Origin of the sequence: Frankia canadensis (assembly GCF_900197875.1) — a bacterium.
GTDB classification, from domain to species: domain Bacteria; phylum Actinomycetota; class Actinomycetes; order Frankiales; family Frankiaceae; genus Frankia; species Frankia canadensis.
Map to the genome: position 1 here is coordinate 1 of NZ_FZMO01000052.1, position 17519 is coordinate 17519.

General features: G+C 72.5%; 10 protein-coding genes and 1 tRNA gene. 4 read left to right on the plus strand and 7 right to left on the minus strand.

The window, feature by feature from the left end:
- Positions 1–410: 410 nt before the first annotated feature.
- Together C1A33_RS06155 and C1A33_RS06160 are read right to left on the minus strand one after the other, a co-directional pair.
- A tRNA-Arg gene (locus tag C1A33_RS06155) sits at positions 411–483 on the minus strand.
- A gap of 141 nt (positions 484–624) precedes the next feature.
- Positions 625–1539 (minus strand): hypothetical protein, encoded by a 915-nt coding sequence (locus C1A33_RS06160; protein WP_133150576.1) that lies wholly within the window; start codon positions 1537–1539, stop codon positions 625–627.
- Between the two features lie 448 nt (positions 1540–1987).
- On the opposite strand from C1A33_RS06160, the gene C1A33_RS06165 reads away from it, so the two are divergent.
- On the plus strand, positions 1988–3463 hold the full coding sequence (locus C1A33_RS06165) for a toll/interleukin-1 receptor domain-containing protein (protein ID WP_279354592.1): 1476 nt from the start codon (positions 1988–1990) through the stop codon (positions 3461–3463).
- 52 nt (positions 3464–3515) lie between these two features.
- On the opposite strand, the gene C1A33_RS06170 is transcribed toward C1A33_RS06165, so the two are convergent.
- Positions 3516–5201 (minus strand): ATP-binding cassette domain-containing protein, encoded by a 1686-nt coding sequence (locus C1A33_RS06170; RefSeq protein WP_243407244.1) that lies wholly within the window; start codon positions 5199–5201, stop codon positions 3516–3518.
- Positions 5198–7330: a branched-chain amino acid ABC transporter permease gene (locus C1A33_RS06175; protein WP_101830555.1), complete on the minus strand. Its 2133-nt coding sequence runs from the start codon at positions 7328–7330 to the stop codon at positions 5198–5200. The genes C1A33_RS06170 and C1A33_RS06175 overlap by 4 nt, the downstream gene beginning before the upstream one ends.
- 148 nt (positions 7331–7478) lie before the next feature.
- On the opposite strand from C1A33_RS06175, the gene C1A33_RS06180 reads away from it, so the two are divergent.
- Positions 7479–8717: an ABC transporter substrate-binding protein gene (locus tag C1A33_RS06180; RefSeq protein WP_101830556.1), complete on the plus strand. Its 1239-nt coding sequence runs from the start codon at positions 7479–7481 to the stop codon at positions 8715–8717.
- 252 nt (positions 8718–8969) lie between these two features.
- A complete protein-coding gene (locus tag C1A33_RS06185) occupies positions 8970–9836 on the plus strand; it encodes an SAM-dependent methyltransferase (protein ID WP_243407245.1) in 867 nt (288 codons plus the stop codon).
- A 174-nt stretch (positions 9837–10010) separates the two neighbouring features.
- Here the strand turns inward: C1A33_RS06185 and C1A33_RS06190 are convergent, their stop codons facing one another.
- The 3 genes from C1A33_RS06190 to C1A33_RS06200 all read right to left on the minus strand — a co-directional run bounded on the left by C1A33_RS06190 (position 10011) and on the right by C1A33_RS06200 (position 15636).
- Positions 10011–11636, minus strand: coding sequence for a S53 family peptidase (locus tag C1A33_RS06190; RefSeq protein ID WP_101830557.1), 1626 nt, complete (start codon positions 11634–11636; stop codon positions 10011–10013).
- A 284-nt stretch (positions 11637–11920) separates the two neighbouring features.
- Positions 11921–13840 (minus strand): ABC transporter ATP-binding protein, encoded by a 1920-nt coding sequence (locus C1A33_RS06195; RefSeq protein WP_101830561.1) that lies wholly within the window; start codon positions 13838–13840, stop codon positions 11921–11923.
- Positions 13841–13902: 62 nt separating this feature from the next.
- Positions 13903–15636 carry an ABC transporter ATP-binding protein gene (locus C1A33_RS06200; RefSeq protein WP_101830558.1) on the minus strand — a complete coding sequence of 578 codons (1734 nt, stop codon included), beginning with the start codon at positions 15634–15636 and terminating at the stop codon, positions 13903–13905.
- Positions 15637–16778: 1142 nt separating this feature from the next.
- Between C1A33_RS06200 and C1A33_RS06205 the strand changes: the two genes are divergently transcribed.
- A partial coding sequence (locus C1A33_RS06205; protein WP_207770183.1) for a hypothetical protein occupies positions 16779–17519 on the plus strand: 741 nt, incomplete at its 3' end.

Sequence of the window (17519 nt, forward strand, 5' to 3'; positions counted from 1 at the left end):
CTCGTCGTCGCACCCCTCGTCCAGAACATCCGCCGCGGCCACTACGAACTCGGGACCGACAGCAGCCCGCACCTGAGGCTGGCAGCCGCGTTCACCGAACTCGCCACGGCAGTCTGACCAGCAGGCGCTCCGGCCGCTGGCATGTCCAGCTTCCCCGCAATGCAACAGCGCCACGTTGACGTCCTGGAGGACGTCCGCCGGGGCGCGGCCCGCAGCATGGATGACATCCTGACCCGGCTCCGGACTCCGGCCGAGACTACAGAGAGTGAAGCGGATGAGAGTGCCGCCTGACACAACCCGCGGTACCGTCCGCCAATTGCAGTACACATTGCAGTACTCGGGGTCTTGAAAGCGGCAGAGCCCCACACCTTGGATGGGGGTGCGGGGCTCTGACCTGTCTCAACCGTGCGTGCGCTCGGAGGGAATCGAACCCCCAACCTTCTGATCCGTAGTCAGATGCTCTGTCCGTTGAGCTACGAGCGCGTACCCGCCACCGTGGTGGCCGGCGTCGCCAGCTTACAACACGGCCGGACCGACCCGGCCGGGGCAGGGGTGCCGGCACACATGTAGTTCGTCCGATGCGTGGGGTGAGTGTGGGAGGAGAGGGGTTCGACGTCGCAGGGATCACGGACCCAGCCGGATGAGGCGGGCCAGGGCGTCCACGGCGTAGCCGGCATCCGTCACGGGTCGTGGATCACGCAGGTCGGCGAGACAGGTGGCCACGTCCGTCAGCGTCCAGTGCCGTTCCTCGATCAGGCCGACCAGCAGGTGGTAGTAGGTGCGGGCGTCGCCGCGCAGCGTCCGCAGGATGCGGTCCCGTCGACCCCACGGGACCGCCATCCCGTCGGTCGCGCCCACACCGGCCGTGGAGCCGAAGGCGAGGCGGACCCGGTTGGACCCGTCCTGCCCGCACCAGGTACTGGCGACCAGTCGAGCCCGCTGGCCATATGGCAACAGCGACGCGATCGCCTCCAGGTAGCGCAGCTGGTTCGCCGTCCGCTCCCACGGTTCGCCTGCCGGCGCGCCGTACACCCTGACCGGATGTGCGAGGAGGGCGGCCGCCGTGGCCGCCGCGGTGCGCACGTCGACCCCGAGCTCGGCCAACGCGATCTGGACGTCGTCAGGGCGGAAGGCCGCCACGTCGATCTCGATCGGCTCGGCGTCGTCCGGGTGACTGTCGGGATCGAGCCGCAGCGCCGCGTCGTACAGGCCGGTGTACGAGACGGGCGCGGCACGTAGGCTGGCGAACGGGACGCAGAGGAACCCGGTCGTCATGACCGGCCGACCATCACCCTCGTGGATCTCGTCGTCCGGCTGGCGCCAGGAGCGGACGGCGAGGCCGAGCATCGTGTCCCCGGCACGCGGTGCGTAGCAGACCGTGGCCCATGGCAGGGATGCGCCGCCATGCTCGACCGATGCGTGGGTCGGCGGTGAGCCGGGGGTGAATCGCCGCAGAATCTGCGTGTACTGAGGTCCGGTGAAGTAGCCGCCGCACTGCCGCACGACCTCACCGTCGCTTCTCGGCCCGCCTGTGGTCACCGCCCAGCCCGCTGGAAGACGGACGGTGCGGGAATCGCCGACGATGATGTGCCCCCCCGACACGGCACCACGCAGCCCGCGGAACCAGGTGCGATCTCGACCACCGGCGGCCGCTGCTCAGCACAGTGATGGCCGTTCGAGTTGGACACATCGCGCCACTCTTCCGCATGCCGGGCGCAACCGAATCGTTGCAGTATGAAGTCATCGGGCGTGCCGGTCAAGAGTCACACCGGCCGTCCCGCGCTGATGGAGACAACGGCGGGCCGCGTACTCGCGGGACCGACAACGACAGGAGGACAGCAGCCGAATTCGCGCGTTCACGGCGTGGGGACGTCCGCGTACCATCAGCGAGGAACGTCCGGCCGTCGCATGTCGCGGCGACGGTGGTGCGGGCATGGGACAAAGATTCTTCGCGAGCCCAGAAGCTCGCGGCCTGAATTCCGGGGGAATGGTGACGGATCGGCTGACCATCGAGGAAGTGCGCATGCTCGCGCAGGCATTCGCCCGGCCGGCCAGCGCCACCTCCCTGCTGGAGCGCGCGGGGCTGCGCCGTTCCCAGCATCCCGGCTGGTCGGAGCGCACCTCGCTGGAGTTCTGGGAGGAGGTCAACCACAACCTGGGCCTCGGCGCGCTTCCGGACGGCCGGCATGTCATACTCGCCGCCGCGCTGCGGGATTTCCCCGAAAACCCGGTCTTTCGCGCGGGCGTTGTCCGGCCACCGTCGACGAAGCCGGAAACGGCACCTGAGATGGGGGTGTCCGGCGACCATGCGACGGCGTGTCAGGCTGGAGCGGAGGGGGTGCTGGTCGCGCTCGATCCGGTGCTGCGGGGCCCCGCCGGCACGTTGGTGCCAGCCGGCTGGCACGGCCTGGGTGACCTGATCGATCAGGCCGCGCGTTCCAGCGGGCTCTCGGAGCACGCCCTCGCCCCGCACGACCGAGGCCCCCGCCTGCTCACGACGATCACCGGTGATATCCCGGCAGCCTCCGTCGCTGCCCTGGTCCGTGCGCTGAGCACCGCGATCAGCGCCCACAACGCGAACGGCGCGGCCCACCGCGTCCGGCTCCGGATGGCTCTGCATCGAGGTCGCCTCGGCGGCGGGAGACCGGCGGCCGAGGCGGCGGCGGCGGTGATGTACCGGCTTGTCGACGCGCCCTCGCTCAGTCGCCTGCTCGACGACGAGCCGGCAGCGGACGTCGTGCTGATCGTCTCGTCCGCGCTCACCGGAGCACCGACACCCGCGTCCGAGCTCGCCGATCTCCTCCAGATCGTTCCCCAGCCGGTGACCGTCGACATCCCAGCCATGCGCCTCACAACCTGGATCGGCGCCTTTCGTTCCCCTGACGGGCGCACAGCGGCGCATTCCGGGAACGCGTTCATTCCGCCATTCGGGTCCATGTCCGCCACGCCGGAGCGGCGTGTGGCGCCCGAGCCGTCCGCGGCCGTGCTACCGGACGGGCAGGGCTGGGATTTCGTCATCTCGGCGGCGGACAGGGACGGTGGGTGGAGCGAATGGCTCGCCTGGGATCTCGTGACCCGCGACTATCTGGTCCATCTGCAGGCGTGGAACGTCGTCCCCGGTCATCACGAGGGTGCTCAGCTCCACGCGGCGATCAGCCATGCCCGGCGCATGCTGGTGGTGCTTTCCCCGGCCTATCTGCGCTCCCCGCGGGTGCTGGCCGAGTGGACGGCCGTGTGGGCCGACGACCCGAACGGGATGAAGCGGCAGCTGGTGCCGGTCCGGGTCGAGGACTGTGAGCCGAACGGCCTGCTGCGCGGCATTGCCTACATCGACCTTGTCGGCCTGACGAACGACGCCGCGAAGGCGGCGTTCCGCCGGGGAATCGACGCCTCGATCCGCGGCTGGTACCGACCGCGGACCGCGCCGCCCTTCCCAGGCCCAAGCCCAAGCCCAAGCCCGTGACCGGGACCGGGACCGGGACCGGGACAACCGGGGCTGGTATGGGCGGCCGGGGCTATGGCGACGGCCGCTCGTCGGGGGGTGGGGTCGTCTCGCCGAGGTAACTCGCCTCGACAAGGTCGGGGCGGGCGGCGAGATCGGCTGCGGATGCGCTCAGCGCGATCCGCCCGCGGTCGAGCACGTAGCCGCGGTCGGCGACGCGCAGCGCGATGGCGGCGAACTGCTCGACGAGCAGCACCCCGGTCGACGTCTCGGCGGCGATCCCGCGCAGCAGGTTCAGCAGGCGCGGCGCCACGCCCGGGGCGAGGCCGAAGGACAGCTCGTCGACGAGCAGCAGCCGCGGCCGGCGGACGAGCGCCACCGCGAGGGCGAGCCGCTGGCGTTCACCGCCGGACAACTCCCCCGCCGTCCGGTCGAGCAGGTCGCGCAGCGGCGGGAACCAGCCCAGCACCTGGTCGATCTCGTCCCGGCTGCGCCGGCCGGCGGCCAGGCTCAGGTTCTCCCGGACGGTCAGCCGGGCGAGCGCCCCACGCCCCTGCGGGACGACGGCCAGCCCGCGGCGGGCCAGCGCGCTCGGCCCCGCCCGGCGCGACCGTTCCCCGAGCAGCGTGACCTTGCCGGCGGTGACCGGCAGCTGCCCGGCCGCCGTGCGGATCAGCGTCGTCTTGCCGGCGCCGTTCGCTCCGAGCAGCGCGACGATCTCCCCGGCGCGGACGGTCAGCGAGACCTCCCGCAACACCGGCCCCTCGTGATAGCCGCTGGTCACCCGATCGAGGACCAGCAGCTCGGCGCCCGCCCCCGTGCTCTGTGTCGTCTGTTCCCCGCTGGCCGGACGAGGGACCCGGATCTCCGCCTGCGCCCTCACCGGTCGAGCCGCCCCGCCCGTGCCCTTCACCGGCACATCGCTCTGCGTGGGCGCGGTGCCGTCCGCTGGTTCGCCGAGGTAAGCCGCGCGGACGGCGGGGTCGGCCCGGACCTGCGCGGGCCGGCCGCGCGCGACGATCCGGCCGGAGTCCAGGACGAGCACCTGGTCGCAGACGTCGAAGACGAGCCGCACGTCGTGGTCGACCAGCAGGACGGCCACACCGCGCCCGGCGATCTGCCGGATCCGCCCGGCAAGCCCGTGCCGGTCGGCGGGGTCGAGGCCGGCGGCCGGCTCGTCGAGCAGCAGGACCTTCGGGGTGCCGCTGAGGGCCCGGCCGAGCGCGACCGCGGCCCGCTCGTCGTGGGTGAGCGTCGCGGGCAGGCGACGGGCGACGGGCTCCAGCCCCCACTTCTCCGCGTCCGCGCTGCCGGCCCGGACGGGAACGGCGCCATGGCGCCCACCGCGCCGGCGCGGGCCCGCGCCCCCCACGGTGGCCGTCGTCCCCTGGCCCGTTGCGGCGCCGGACCCCGGCGCGGCGAGATGACCCGGAGCGCGCGCGGGGCGGGCGACGACAGCGAGGTTCTCCGCGACGTCCAGGCTGTCGAACAGCTCCAGCCCCTGGAAGGTCCGGGCGAGGCCGTGGCGCTGGCGGGCGTGCGCCGGCAGGTCCGCCAGGGAGACGCCGTCCAGGCTGACACTGCCGGCGAAGATCGTCGCGAAGCCGGTGAGGGCGTCGATCAGCGTGGTCTTGCCGGCGCCGTTCGGCCCGATCAGGCCGGTGACGGTGCCCGCGGCCAGGGTGAACGAGACGTCCTCGACGATGCGGGTGCGGCCCTGGCCGGCGCTGAGCATGTCCACGGACAGCACCACCGTCACGACACACCACCGGGGTTGACCGCGGACGGGGCCAGCCGGGGCTGGGCGCCCTGTACCGGGGGTGGGCCGCCGGTCTCCCCCGGGCTTCCCTCGTCGCCGCGATCACCGCCGTCGCCGCCACCGCCGTCCGCGTCCGCGGCACCGGGGCCCTGCGGGCTGCGGTGGCTGTCGGGGCCCCGCGGTGGGCCGAACGGCAGGCGGCGCGCGGCCCCGGGCCCGCCGGCGGAGCGGTGCACGAGCCCGGCGGGGCGCAGGACGGCGAGCACGACCACCGCGAGCCCGCACAGCACCTGCTGGTACTCCCCCAGCCCCGCGACCCGGTCGAGCAGGGTGAAGGCCAGTCCACCGGGGACGAGCAGACCGGCCACCAGCGCGCCGCCGACACTTGTCACGCCGCCGACGGCCGCGATGGCCAGGAAGAACAGCGATGCCGTGACGCCGAACGAGTCGAACGACAGCCGTCCCTGGCCGTAGCCGATGAGGCAGCCGCCGAGGCCGGCGATCGCGGCGGACAGGGTGAATGCCAGCACCCGGGTGCGGCGCACGTCGATCCCGGCCGCGGCGGCCGCCCGCTCGTTGGCCCGCACGGCGAGCATCCGCCGGCCGAGACCGGCGGTGCGCAGCCGGGCGACGCCGTAGCCGCACGCGGCGAACAGGACGAGCGACAGCAGGCCGTACTGCACCCGCGGGAAGCCGGGCCCGGCGAGGCCCAGGTCCAGTCCGAAGATCTTCGGACTGGGCACGGACGACCCTTTCAGGCCACCGGTGACCAGCGGATTGCCGAACACGGCCTCCTGGATCGCCACACCACCAACGAGGGTGATCACCGCCAGGTCGAGCCCGCGCAGCCGGCGCGCGACCATGCCGAGGAACAGCCCGGCCCCCGCGGCGGCCGCGATCGCGATCAGCGGGGCGACCGGGAACGGCACCCCGAGCTCGCCCTCCAGTCGGGCCAGCAGGAAGCCGGCGACGCCGGCGATCGTCATCTGCGCCAGCGAGAGCTGCCCGACGTAGCCGGTGAGCACGACGAACGACAGGCACACCACCGCGCCGGCGAGGCTGCGCTCCAGGCCGAGCCGGTAGGCGCCGGTCAGCGCGAACAGCGCCACGACCCCGATCGGCACCCCGATGAGCAGGCCGACGAGCGGGCGCCGCGCCGGCACGACCACCGGCAGTGGCGCGGTCACGACGGCGCTGGCCGTGCGGCCGGGGATCAGCGCGCCGCGCCGGCCGGCCACGGCGAGGACCAGGATCATCGGCAGCAGCGCGCGCAGGCCGGGCTGGTTGAGCCAGCTCACGTCCTGCTGCACGGGCAGCAGTACCGCCTGGGCGACGCCGATGCCGAGCGCGCCGAGCACGGTCAGGCCGAACGACGACAGCCCACCGAGCAGCGCGGCGGCCAGCGCCGGCACGACGAACAACGAGTAACTCGTCGGGTTGAGCGCACTGATCGGGGCGACGAGGATGCCCGCGAGCGCGGCGAGCACGGCGGCGAGCATCCAGTTCGCCGCGGCGATCCAGCCCGGGCGCCGGCCGATCAGCGCCGTCGTCTCCTCGTCGTCCGCGACGGCCCGGCTGGCCAGGCCGAACGTCGTCCACCGCGACATCGCCCACAGCGCCGCGGCGGCGACGATCACGATCCCGGCGAGCAGCAGCCGGTCGCTGGAGACGGTCGCGCCGAACACGTGCACGGCCTTCTGCGGCAGGACGGGCTGCAGGAAGCGGTTGTCCGAACCGAACTGGATGACGGCCACGGACTGCAGGGCGATCGTGAGCCCGACGGCGGCGACCACCGTCATCATCGGCTGCGCCCGCCGCAGCGGCCGGAACACCACCAGGTAGGCCACCAACGACAGCAGCGCGGCCATCACAAGCGATACCGACAAAGCCAGCCCGAACGTGGGGGTGTCGGTCAGATGAATTCGAGGTGGCAGTCCGACGACGGGAAGCACCAGATCGCCGACTTCCCGAAGTTCGGCATACTGATAGGTGGCGAACATGGCGAACGCGCCATGCGCGATGTTGATGACGCCGGACGACCGGTAGGTGAGCACGAGCCCAAGGCCGAGCGCCGCGTACACCGCGCCGGGCCCGAGGCCCAGCAGCATTGCGGCTACATAGGTGGTCACGGTGCTCCCCAGCAGATATACGGCATCGGCGCCGACCGAGGTGCAACACCACGGAAGTGCGGACGCGCTGTCACCGCATCACTCCCGTCCCGCCTGGACGGCGGTCTCACCCAGGAACCGGGTGAGATGGAGTGTAGCTTGACCGCCCGTGAGACAAGCTTCCCGCGTCCTCCTCGCGTTCTCCGTCGCCATCTCCGTCGCCGTGGCCGGCGCCGGATGCACGAGCCAGCGCGGTGGCTCGGCAGGCGGCGCAGCAGCCGACGGTTCCACGGCGAGCCACCTGACCGGGCCGCCGGTGAACCTCGGGTTCGTCACCGTCGAGAACAGCACCCTTGGGTCATATCCCGAGACCCGCCGGGCCGCCCAGGCCGCCGTGGACCACGCGAACGGCGCCCTCGGGGGCGTCGGCGGCCGTCCGCTGCGGTTGATCACCTGCGCCACGGACGGCTCCCCGGAATCGTCGCAGAACTGCGCCAACCGCCTCGTCGCCCAAAAGCCGGTCGCGGTGGTCGGTGGTGTCGACTTCGGTACCCAGGCTGCAATGCCGATATACGAGGCGGCACACATTCCCTACGTCACCGGCTCGCCACAGCTCAGTGGTGAGCTCGATTCGAAGAACGCGTTCGGCCTTTCCGGGGGCTCGGTGGCGGAACTGCTCGGCATCACCAGCTACCTGACCGAGACGAAGCACATACGCAGCGCGCACGCGCTGTACGTGGACCTTCCGGGCCTGCTGACCGCAGCCATCCAGGGCTCCCGGAACATCCTCCGCAAGAAGGGGGTCACCGACGTCAGACTGATCGCGGAGAAGGCGGACGCGGCGGACTTCGCCCCCGCGCTCACCCAGGCCGCGGCCGGCAATCCGGACGCCATCATCGTCGTCTTCCAGGCGGCGGCGTGCGCCCGTATCGTGCAGGCGGCGGCCGCGCTGAACGTCCGCAGCGACATCTATCTCGTCGGCGCCTGCGCCACCCCGGCGGTGCCCCGCGCGGCCGGCGGGAAGACGCAGAACCTCTACTTCGCCTCCAGCTACCTGCCGGTCGGCCCGAGCGGCGGCGACGCGGACGTGGCCGCCTTCCGCAAGGCCGTACCGGACGCGGACCGCACCTCGGCGTCGCAGGGAGCGTTCTCGACGGTGCTCAACCTGCGCACGCTGCTCGCGAAGATGCCCCAGCCAAGCGCCGACGGCCTGCTCACCGCCCTGCGGGCCACCCACGACGAGCCGAACGTGATGGCCCACCCGTACACCTGCGACGGAAAGCAGATCACGATCTTCCCGGCCCTCTGCAACACCGCGGTGCGACTGCTGCGCTGGCAGGACAACGCCTTCACCGACGTCACCGGCACCTGGCAGGACGGGCGGCAGCTCATCTCGCTGATCAACTGACCGGACCGCGATCGGCCGGCCCGCACGACCGGCCGATCGCCGCTCTCGGGCCGCCGGGCGCGCATGGCATGTCGCCGCGCCCGGCGGTCCGACGCGGTCACAGGCGCGGCCCACCCGCCTCACCACCCTCCGCAGCACCCTCTCCGCGCATCCGCGATGATTACCTCTGATAATTAAGAGCATTAGCTGACATATGGGCGCACCGCAGCCGGCGGCGCCCGCCGTGACCGGACACGCAGAGGGCGGGGCACAGTGACGGACAACACCTCCGAGGAGATCGGGCGCAAGCCGTGGTGGCGCTCGGTGGCCGACGAGCCCAAGCCCGTCGACCTGCACCCGGAGATCCCGCACTCCGCGCGCATGTACGACTACTTCCTCGGCGGCAAGGACAACTTCCCGGCAGACAGGGCGGCCGCGGATCAGGCGGTCGCGGCCACGCCGACGATCGCCGTCGCCGCCCGGCAGAACCGGGCCTTCATGCGGCGAGCCGTGCGTCACCTGGCCAGTGACCTCGGCATCCGCCAGTTCCTCGACGTGGGCACCGGAATCCCCACCTCGCCGAACCTGCACGAGGTCGCCCAGGGCATCGCGCCCGAGTGCCGCGTGGTGTATGCGGACAACGACCCGATCGTCCTGGCTCACGCCCGGGCCCTGCTCGCCAGCACCCCGCAGGGCCGCACCGCCTACCTCGACGCCGACGTCCGCGACCCCGATGGCATCCTCGCCGCGCCCGTCCTGCGTGACACCCTCGACCTGTCCCAGCCGGTGGCGCTGTCCCTCATCGCGCTCTTCCACTTCATCCCGGACTCCGAGGATCCGCACGGCATCATCGGCCGGCTGGTCGGTGCCATGCCCAGCGGCAGCTACCTGGTGCTCAGCCACGGCACGGGCGACTTCGAGCCGGCGCTGCGCGACGCCGCCGCCTCCTACCGCAAGCAGGGCGTCTCCGCCCAGCTGCGCACCCTGGCCGAGGTGACGGCCCTGTTCGGCGGGACCGAGCTGCTCGACCCGGGCATCGTCCCCGCCCACCTGTGGCGTCCGGACGGCGACGGCGCGGTCGACGGCGAGCTACCCGGCCAGCAGGCCGGCATCTACGCCGGAATCGCCCGCATCCTCTGAGGCCCGACCTGGCCAGCCGGGCCGAGTGAGTCCGGCCGGGCGAGCGCCAGTCCGGTGAGTCAGGCCGGGCTGGCTGGCCGGGCGAGCCAGTCCAGTGAGTCAGGTCGGGCCGGCCAGGCGAGCCGGGCGTTGGCCGGCGCGCGAGCGTGGCGGACGGGCCCGCGCCGGCCGGGATCAGGCCAGGTGCCGGGCGCGCGCCCAGGCGAGCACGGCCTGGGCCGCGCGGGCGTTGCCGCCGGTGTGGCGGCCGTGGGCCCATCCCCCCACCGCCGACCACAGCGCCGTGTCCGCGGCGTCGGTGGTCCGCCCCGGAGGCGTGGGTGGAGTCGTCGGTGGAGTCGTCGGTGGAGTGGTGGGCGGCGGGTTCGTCGGCGGGGTGGTCGTGCCGCCGCCGAGAGCCGCGAGCAGCTTCGAGCCGAGCGGGCTGCCGAGCCCGGACGCCGCGTCCCATCCCGGTCTGGCCTGGTAGCCCTCGTTGTCGCCGGCGGTGATGTCACTGAAGGCGGTCGGGTTCGCGTAGGAGAGGCCGGCGAGGTCGGCGACCGGCTTCCCGGTGAGCTGAGCCAGCCGCGCGACGAGGCCGGCGAGCAGCGGCGCGACGGCGGACGTCCCGCCGACCACCGCGGGGCTGCCGTCGATGACCACCCGGTAGCCGGTGCGCGGGTCGGCGTTGCCGGAGATGTCGGGCAGGGCGCGGTGGGTGCCGACCGACGCCGGCTGCCAGCTCGGACGGGTGAACGTCCCGGAGTAGCCGCCGCCGGTCGCCGAGTCGGCGCCCTCGTTCCACACCACCTCGGCGGCGCGCCCGCCGGCGGGGTCGAGGGTCAGCTTCGTGCCGCCGCAGGCGATGACGTTCGGCGAGCTGGCCGGGAAGTCGGCGACCGGCCGGTCCGTCCCGTCGTCGGCGCCGGTGTCGCCCGCGGCCGCCAGCACCGTGATCCCGGCCGCGCGGGCGGCGGCGAAGGCCTGGTCGAAGGCGCGCATCGCCTGCGCGGTCCAGGACGTCTCGGGGCCGCCCCAGCTGATGCTGATCGCCGCCGGCCGCGGGGTCGCCGCGGCGGCGGCGTTGATCGCGGCGAGGAAGCCGGCGTCCGTGTTCGGCCCGAAGTAGACGACCTGGGCGGCGGCCGGGGCGACGGCGCCGGCGACCTGGATGTCGAGTAGCACCTCGCCGTCGGCGCCCTGCGGGTCGCGGCCGGCGACGTTCTCGGCCCCCTGCACGCCGACCGCCGCCACGGGCGGGGTGGGCAGGCCGAGGCCGCCGAAGTAGGTGTCGAGGTCGGCCTGGCCGAAGCCGCCGCCGAGCTCGATGATCGCGATGGTCTGGCCCTCGCCGGTCGCGGCCGGGAAGTCGTAGGCCTGGGCGACCTGCGGGGCGGTCAGGCCGCTGGTGGCCGCGGCGGCGGGGCGCAGCCGGGGCTCAGCGGCGGGCCGCTCGTCCAGGCCGAGGACCGCGACGACCCGCTCGTCGAGCTCGTCGGGCAGGGCGAGGGTGCCCTCCCGGCCGCGCACGGTGCGCCCGCCGCTGTCGTAGAGCGCGAGCGGGGTGTCGAAGGCGGTGCGGGCGGCGGCGGCGGGACCGTGCAGCCGGACGGTGCGCGCCGGCGCGTCCACCTCGCCGACGGTCAGCCCGTGCCGCTCGGCGAAGGCGCGCACGGCGGCGACGTCGTCCGGATCGGCGTCGAAGGTGTCCTGCCCGGCGGGGCGCAGCACGACGGTCACGTCGATCGGCGCCTCGTCGGGGACCTCTCCGACGGGTGTGCCCAGCGCTGGTCTGTAGGAGCCCTGTAGGCGGGCCATGAATCCTCCCTGACGTGTGCGGATGCCGATGATCCGGCATTCGGCGCACAGCGTCCTTCCCCAGACGCGTCGCGTACACCCCGATGTCCGCGAAAGGGCAGGAAATGGCATGTAGCGGGCGCGACCAAGGCCAACAGGGCATGATCCAGCGCCCGGCGACCGGGTGTCGGGGACGACCGGGCGGCCCTGCCGGGAGATCAGGAGCACACGCGCGCCCGCGCCCTCGGCCGGGCCCCGCCCCGGGCCGGGGCGCGCACGCGGGCGCGCGCCCCGGCGAGGCGGTCTCAGATCTCGGCGACGGCCTGGGCGAACTGAGCCTGGTAGAGCCGCGCGTAGGCGCCGCCGGCGTCGACCAGCGTCCGGTGATCGCCCTGTTCGACGATCGCGCCGTCCTCCATCACCAGGATGGTGTCCGCGTCGCGGATGGTGGACAGGCGATGGGCGATGACGAACGCCGTCCGCCCCGCCCGCAGCCTCGACATGGCGTGCTGGATGAGCACCTCGGTACGGGTGTCCACCGAGCTCGTCGCCTCGTCGAGGACGAGGATGAGCGGCTCGACGAGGAACGCGCGGGCGATGGTGATCAGCTGTTTCTCCCCGCCGCTGACCCCGGTGCCCTCGTCGTCGAGCACCGTGTCGTAGCCGGCGGGCAGGGTACGGACGAACCGGTCGACGTGCGCCGCCCGCGCCGCCTCGATGATCTGCTCGCGGGTGGCCCCCTCGGCGCCGTAGGCGATGTTCTCGGCGATCGTGCCGCCGAACAGCCAGGTGTCCTGCAGCACCATGCCGATCTGTGCCCGCAGCTCGTCGCGGGACATCGCGGCGATGTCCACACCGTCCAGCGTGATCCGCCCGGATGTCACGTCGTAGAACCGCATCAGCAGGTTGATCAGCGTGGTCTTGCCGGCGCCGGTGGGCCCGACGATCGCGATCGTGTGCCCCGGCTCGGCGACCAGCGACAGGTCCTCGATCAGCGGCTTGTCCGGCTGGTAGCGGAACCCCACGTGCTCGAAGGCGACCAGCCCGCGGGGCTGCTCGGGGCGCGCGGGCTCGACCGGGTCCGGCTCCTGCTCGGGGGTGTCGAGCAGCTCGAACACCCGCTCCGCGGACGCCACGCCGGACTGCAGCAGGTTCGCCATGCTGGCGACCTGCGACATCGGCTGGCTGAACTGCCGCGAGTACTGGATGAACGCCTGCACGTCGCCGATCGACAGCGAGCCCGAGGCCACCCGCAGCCCGCCGATCACCGCGACGAGCACGTAGTTGATGTTACCGATGAACATCATCGCCGGCTGCATCAACCCGGACAGGCTCTGCGCCCGCCAGCTCGCCGCGTAGAGCTGCTCGTTGTACTCCTGGAAGGCCCGTGCGGACTCCTCCTGGCGGCCGAACGCCCGGACCAGCGTGTGGCCGGTGTACATCTCCTCGATGTGGGCGTTCAGCCGCCCGGTGACCCGCCACTGGGCGACGAACTGCGGCTGGGCCAGCTTGCCGACCCGCGCCGCCACGATCACCGACACCGGCACGGTGATGACCGCGACCAGCGCCAGCAGCCAGGAGATCCAGATCATCACCGACAGCACGCCGACGACGGTCAGCACCGACACCACGAGCTGGGACACACTCTGCTGCAGGCTCTGGCCGAGGTTGTCGATGTCGTTGGTGACCCGGCTGAGCACCTCGCCTCGCGCCTGGCCGTCGAAGTAGCGGATCGGCAGCCGGGAGATCTTTCGCTGCGTGTCGGTCCGCAGCTGGCTGACGACCCGCTGGATCGCCAGGTTCGTCAGCCGCGCCTGGATCACGCCACACAGCCCGGCCGCCGCGTAGATCACGACGACGAGCAGCAGGACGCGGCCGATCGCGTCGAAGTCCATCCCCCGGCCGGGCGTGACGTCCAGGGAGGCGAGCAGGTCCGCCTGGGTACCGTGCCCGCTGGCCCGCAGCGACGCGACGGCCTCCGCCTTCGACTGGCCGGCGGGTAGCCGCCGGCTGAACACCCCGGCGAACACCAGGTCGGTGGCATGGCCGAGCAGCCGCGGCCCGGTCACGTTGAGCCCGACGGCGGCGACCGCGAGCAGGCCGGCCGCCGTCAGCGCCAGCCGCTGCGGCCGCAGCAGGACCAGCAGCCGCCGCGTGGAGCCGGCGAAGTCCGCGGACTTCTCGACGGCGCCCTGGCCGACGAACATCCGGCCGGGGCCGGCCATCGGGGCCGGGCCGCGCCGCGGGGCCGGCACGGGCGGCCGCTTCGGTCCGGGAGCCTGCGTATTCACGCCGCCTCCTGCTCGGTGAGCTGCGAGAGGACGATCTCGCGGTAGGTCGGGTTGTCCGCCATGAGCTGGTGGTGGGTGCCGACGCCGACGACCTCGCCGCGCTCCAGCACGATGATCTCGTCGGCGTCGCGGATCGTCGCGACCCGCTGGGCGACGATGACGACGGTGGCGTCGGCCGTCTCCTGGGCGAGCGCGGCGCGCAGCCGCGCGTCGGTGGCGTAGTCGAGCGCCGAGAAGGAGTCGTCGAACAGGTAGATCTCGGGTCGGTGGACCAGCACCCGGGCGATCGCGAGGCGCTGACGCTGGCCGCCGGACACGTTGGTGCCGCCCTGGGCGATCGGGCTGTCGAGCCCGTCCGGCAGCGCCTCGACGAAGTCCCGGGCCTGAGCGATCTCCAGGGCGCGCCAGAGCTCCTCATCGGTGGCGTCGGGATTGCCGTAGCGCAGGTTCGACGCGATCGTGCCGGTGAACAGGTACGGCCGCTGTGGCACGATGCCGACGGTGCGGGCGAGCACGGCCGGGTCGAGCTCGCGCACGTCGACCCCGTCGACGAGGACGGCGCCCTCGGTCGCCTCGGCGATGCGCGGGACGAGGCCGAGCAGGGTGGTCTTGCCGCTGCCGGTGCTGCCGATGACCGCCGTCGTCCGGCCCGGGCCGGCGTTCAGGTTCACCCCCCGCAGCACCGGGACCTCCGCCCCCGGGTAGCGGAACCCCACCCCGCGCAGCTCCAGCTGCCCGTGCCCGCGCAGCTCCCGCACCGGGTGTTCCGGCGGGCGCAGCGACGACTCCGTCTCCAGGACCTCCTGGATGCGCTCGGCGCACACCTCCGCCCGCGGGATCATCATGAACATGAAGGTCGCCATCATCACCGACATGAGGATCTGCATCAGGTAGCTGATGAAGGCGGTCAGCGCGCCGATCTGCATGCCGCCGGAGTCGATGCGGTGCGCCCCGAACCAGAGCACCGCGACGCTGGAGAAGTTCACGATGGTGAGCACCAGCGGGAACATCAGCGACAGCAGCCGCCCGAAGCGCAGCGCGACGTCGGTCAGGTCGTCGTTGGCCGCCCCGAAGCGGCGCCGCTCGTGGTCCTCCCGGACGAACGCGCGGATCACCCGCAGGCCGCTGATCTGCTCGCGCAGGATGCGGTTGACCGTGTCCAGCCGCTCCTGCATGCCCCGCCCCAGCGGGCGCATCCGCCGCACGATCAGCCCGATCACGACCAGCAGCACCGGGACGATCGCGACCAGCAGCAGGGACAGCACCGCGTCCTGGTTCACGGCCAGGACGATGCCGCCGAGGCACATGATCGGCGCCGAGACCATCAGCGTGCAGCTCAGCAGGACCAGCATCTGCACCTGCTGGACGTCGTTGGTGGCCCGGGTGATGAGCGACGGCGCGCCGAAGCGGCCGACCTCACGCGCCGAGAACGCCTGCACCCGGTCGAACACGGCGGCCCGCAGGTCCCGCCCGACGGCCATCGCGGTGCGCGAGCCGTACAGCACCGCGGCACCGGCGCAGGCGAGCTGCAGAACGCTGACCCCGAGCATGATCGCACCAGTGCGCAGGATGTAACCCGTGTCGCCGACGACGACGCCGTGGTCGATGATGTTGGCGTTCAGCGTGGGCAGGTAGAGCACGGCGAGGGTCGCCACCAGCTGCAGCGACACCAGCGCGGCCAGGGGTCTGCGGTAGCGGTCGAGATACGCCCGCAGTAGCCGGATGAGCATGCGGTCCTCTCCTGGGCGGTCAGATGGCCGTGCGGCGTCCACCCGGCGGTCCGGGACGGCGCGGACCACCGTCCACCGTCCTGACGCCGACAGGCGGCGGCACCCCCCGGTCCCTGGGCATGCGACGGCCGAAAGGAGTCATCGGCCGGGGCGGCCCGGAGGGCGACGAGTCCCGGACGCGCTGCGACCTTACGACTTCAACCCAACGTGAGGTCAAACCGATTTCGACCGAGCGTCACCAACTCGAGGATGCGGCGAGTGCCCTCCAGCGTGTCACTCTCACCGCACCGATCCCATCCGCCTCGCCCGGTCCCGCCCACCCGACGCAGCCGGTCAGACACCGCCGGCCAGACGCAGCCAGCCAGACGCAGCCGAGCCGACGCGAGCGACCCGGCGCCGGCGGCCGGAACCTGCCGTGGCGGCACGATCCGGCCGCCGGATCGCCAGCAGTTTCTCGATTCCGGCCGCGCGAGGACCCCATCGGTGATTCACTTCCCGTGGCGACATGGCTCCTCGCGATCATCGGGCGCGATCGCCGGACCCGCCCGCCGAGCCGGTCGCCGGACCGATCACCACCCATGACGGCCCAGGGCGGCGAGGACGGGCGATGGCGATCCGGTCACCGAACAGCGGCGACGGGGAGCCCGATCACACCCGGGCACGTCGACAGCACCACCACCCTGATCACATTTCAGTGGCCCGAATACGGCAAGGTACGCGAATTCCGGCTGCTCGCCGAGCGAGCGTGCACATCGTCGATGCCGGATGAACCGCACGCCAGGGTCGCGCCGCGCCGCCAATACGCACCGCCGTTCGGCCTCCCCCGGCTTCGGTCCGCACGTTGTGCCCTCAACAAACCACGGCCGCGCCCGCCGAAGATCCACGGAATTTCTGTCCACAACCCCGTAGACAGGATGGTTGACACTGACCCCGGTTCGCGCGTACTCGTAGTTGCGCGCCTGCCGGTCCCCCCGTCGAAAGGAACCAATAGTGTCGGTGCGAGCATCACGTCGACGGATGGCCCGGTCGTCGTGCCGGATGGCCTGCGGATGGCGGTGAGCGGTGACGATGCCGCATGGGGGATGCGGATCGACGCCAGTTCGCCCGCAGGCGCACCACCACGACGATCGGACGGTACGTCGATGACGCTTTCCGGAGCCAGGCCCCGCGGACCGAAACCGGAACTCGATAACAAGAGTCAGCTCGCGCTCCTCCACCATCTCCACGCGCTCAACCACCCCTATCGGGTGAGTTACGAGATGGTGGTCCGCAAGGTCTGGTCCGACAGCGGCGACGTCAAGATCCGGCGGGCCCGGGCGCGTGATCTCAGCCGCCAGTTCCGCGGCGAGAAGCGGATCGAGTGGGACGTCATCGAGAACTATGTCGAGCTCCTCTACCCGGAGGACCAGACCCAACGCGCCGCGCAGCTCGAACAGTGCCGTCCCCTGCACCTGGAGGCCTTCGGTGAGCCGGACGCGGAGGGTGTGCGGCGGCAGGCGGTCGACCCGGAGTACGTGGCGGAGCTCGAGCGTCAGCTCGACGAGTCCCGGATGCGCGCCACCTTCGCCACCGCGCTGCTGGTGATCGTCCGGTCGGAGAACGCCGTGCTGCGCGGCAAGAACGTCTCGTTCGACTGGTTCCAGACGGGGGCGGACGGCGAGGAGATCGGTGATCCGGTCACCGCGCCGATCCGCCGGCAGGGTCACCGCAACGGCTACCACCATCGACGCGCCGGCCGCCCGATCGTCGCGCTGAGTGATCTGATCGGCGAACAGCCCACGGACTCCCACCGTTCCGGGGCCGCTGCCCGCCCGTCCTCGGGGGCCGTCTCCGCCTTCGCGGGTCCGGGTGGCCCGGGGGCGGGCAGCGGCCCCGGAACGGTG

What these genes read in the sequence shown, in the direction of transcription:
- C1A33_RS06165 (WP_279354592.1), top strand. Translation starts at nt 1,988, where the DNA reads ATGGTGACGGATCGGCTGACCATCGAGGAAGTGCGCATGCTCGCGCAG.
- C1A33_RS06190 (WP_101830557.1), bottom strand. Translation starts at nt 11,636, where the DNA reads ATGGCCCGCCTACAGGGCTCCTACAGACCAGCGCTGGGCACACCCGTC.
- C1A33_RS06195 (WP_101830561.1), bottom strand. Translation starts at nt 13,840, where the DNA reads ATGGCCGGCCCCGGCCGGATGTTCGTCGGCCAGGGCGCCGTCGAGAAG.
- C1A33_RS06200 (WP_101830558.1), bottom strand. Translation starts at nt 15,636, where the DNA reads ATGCTCATCCGGCTACTGCGGGCGTATCTCGACCGCTACCGCAGACCC.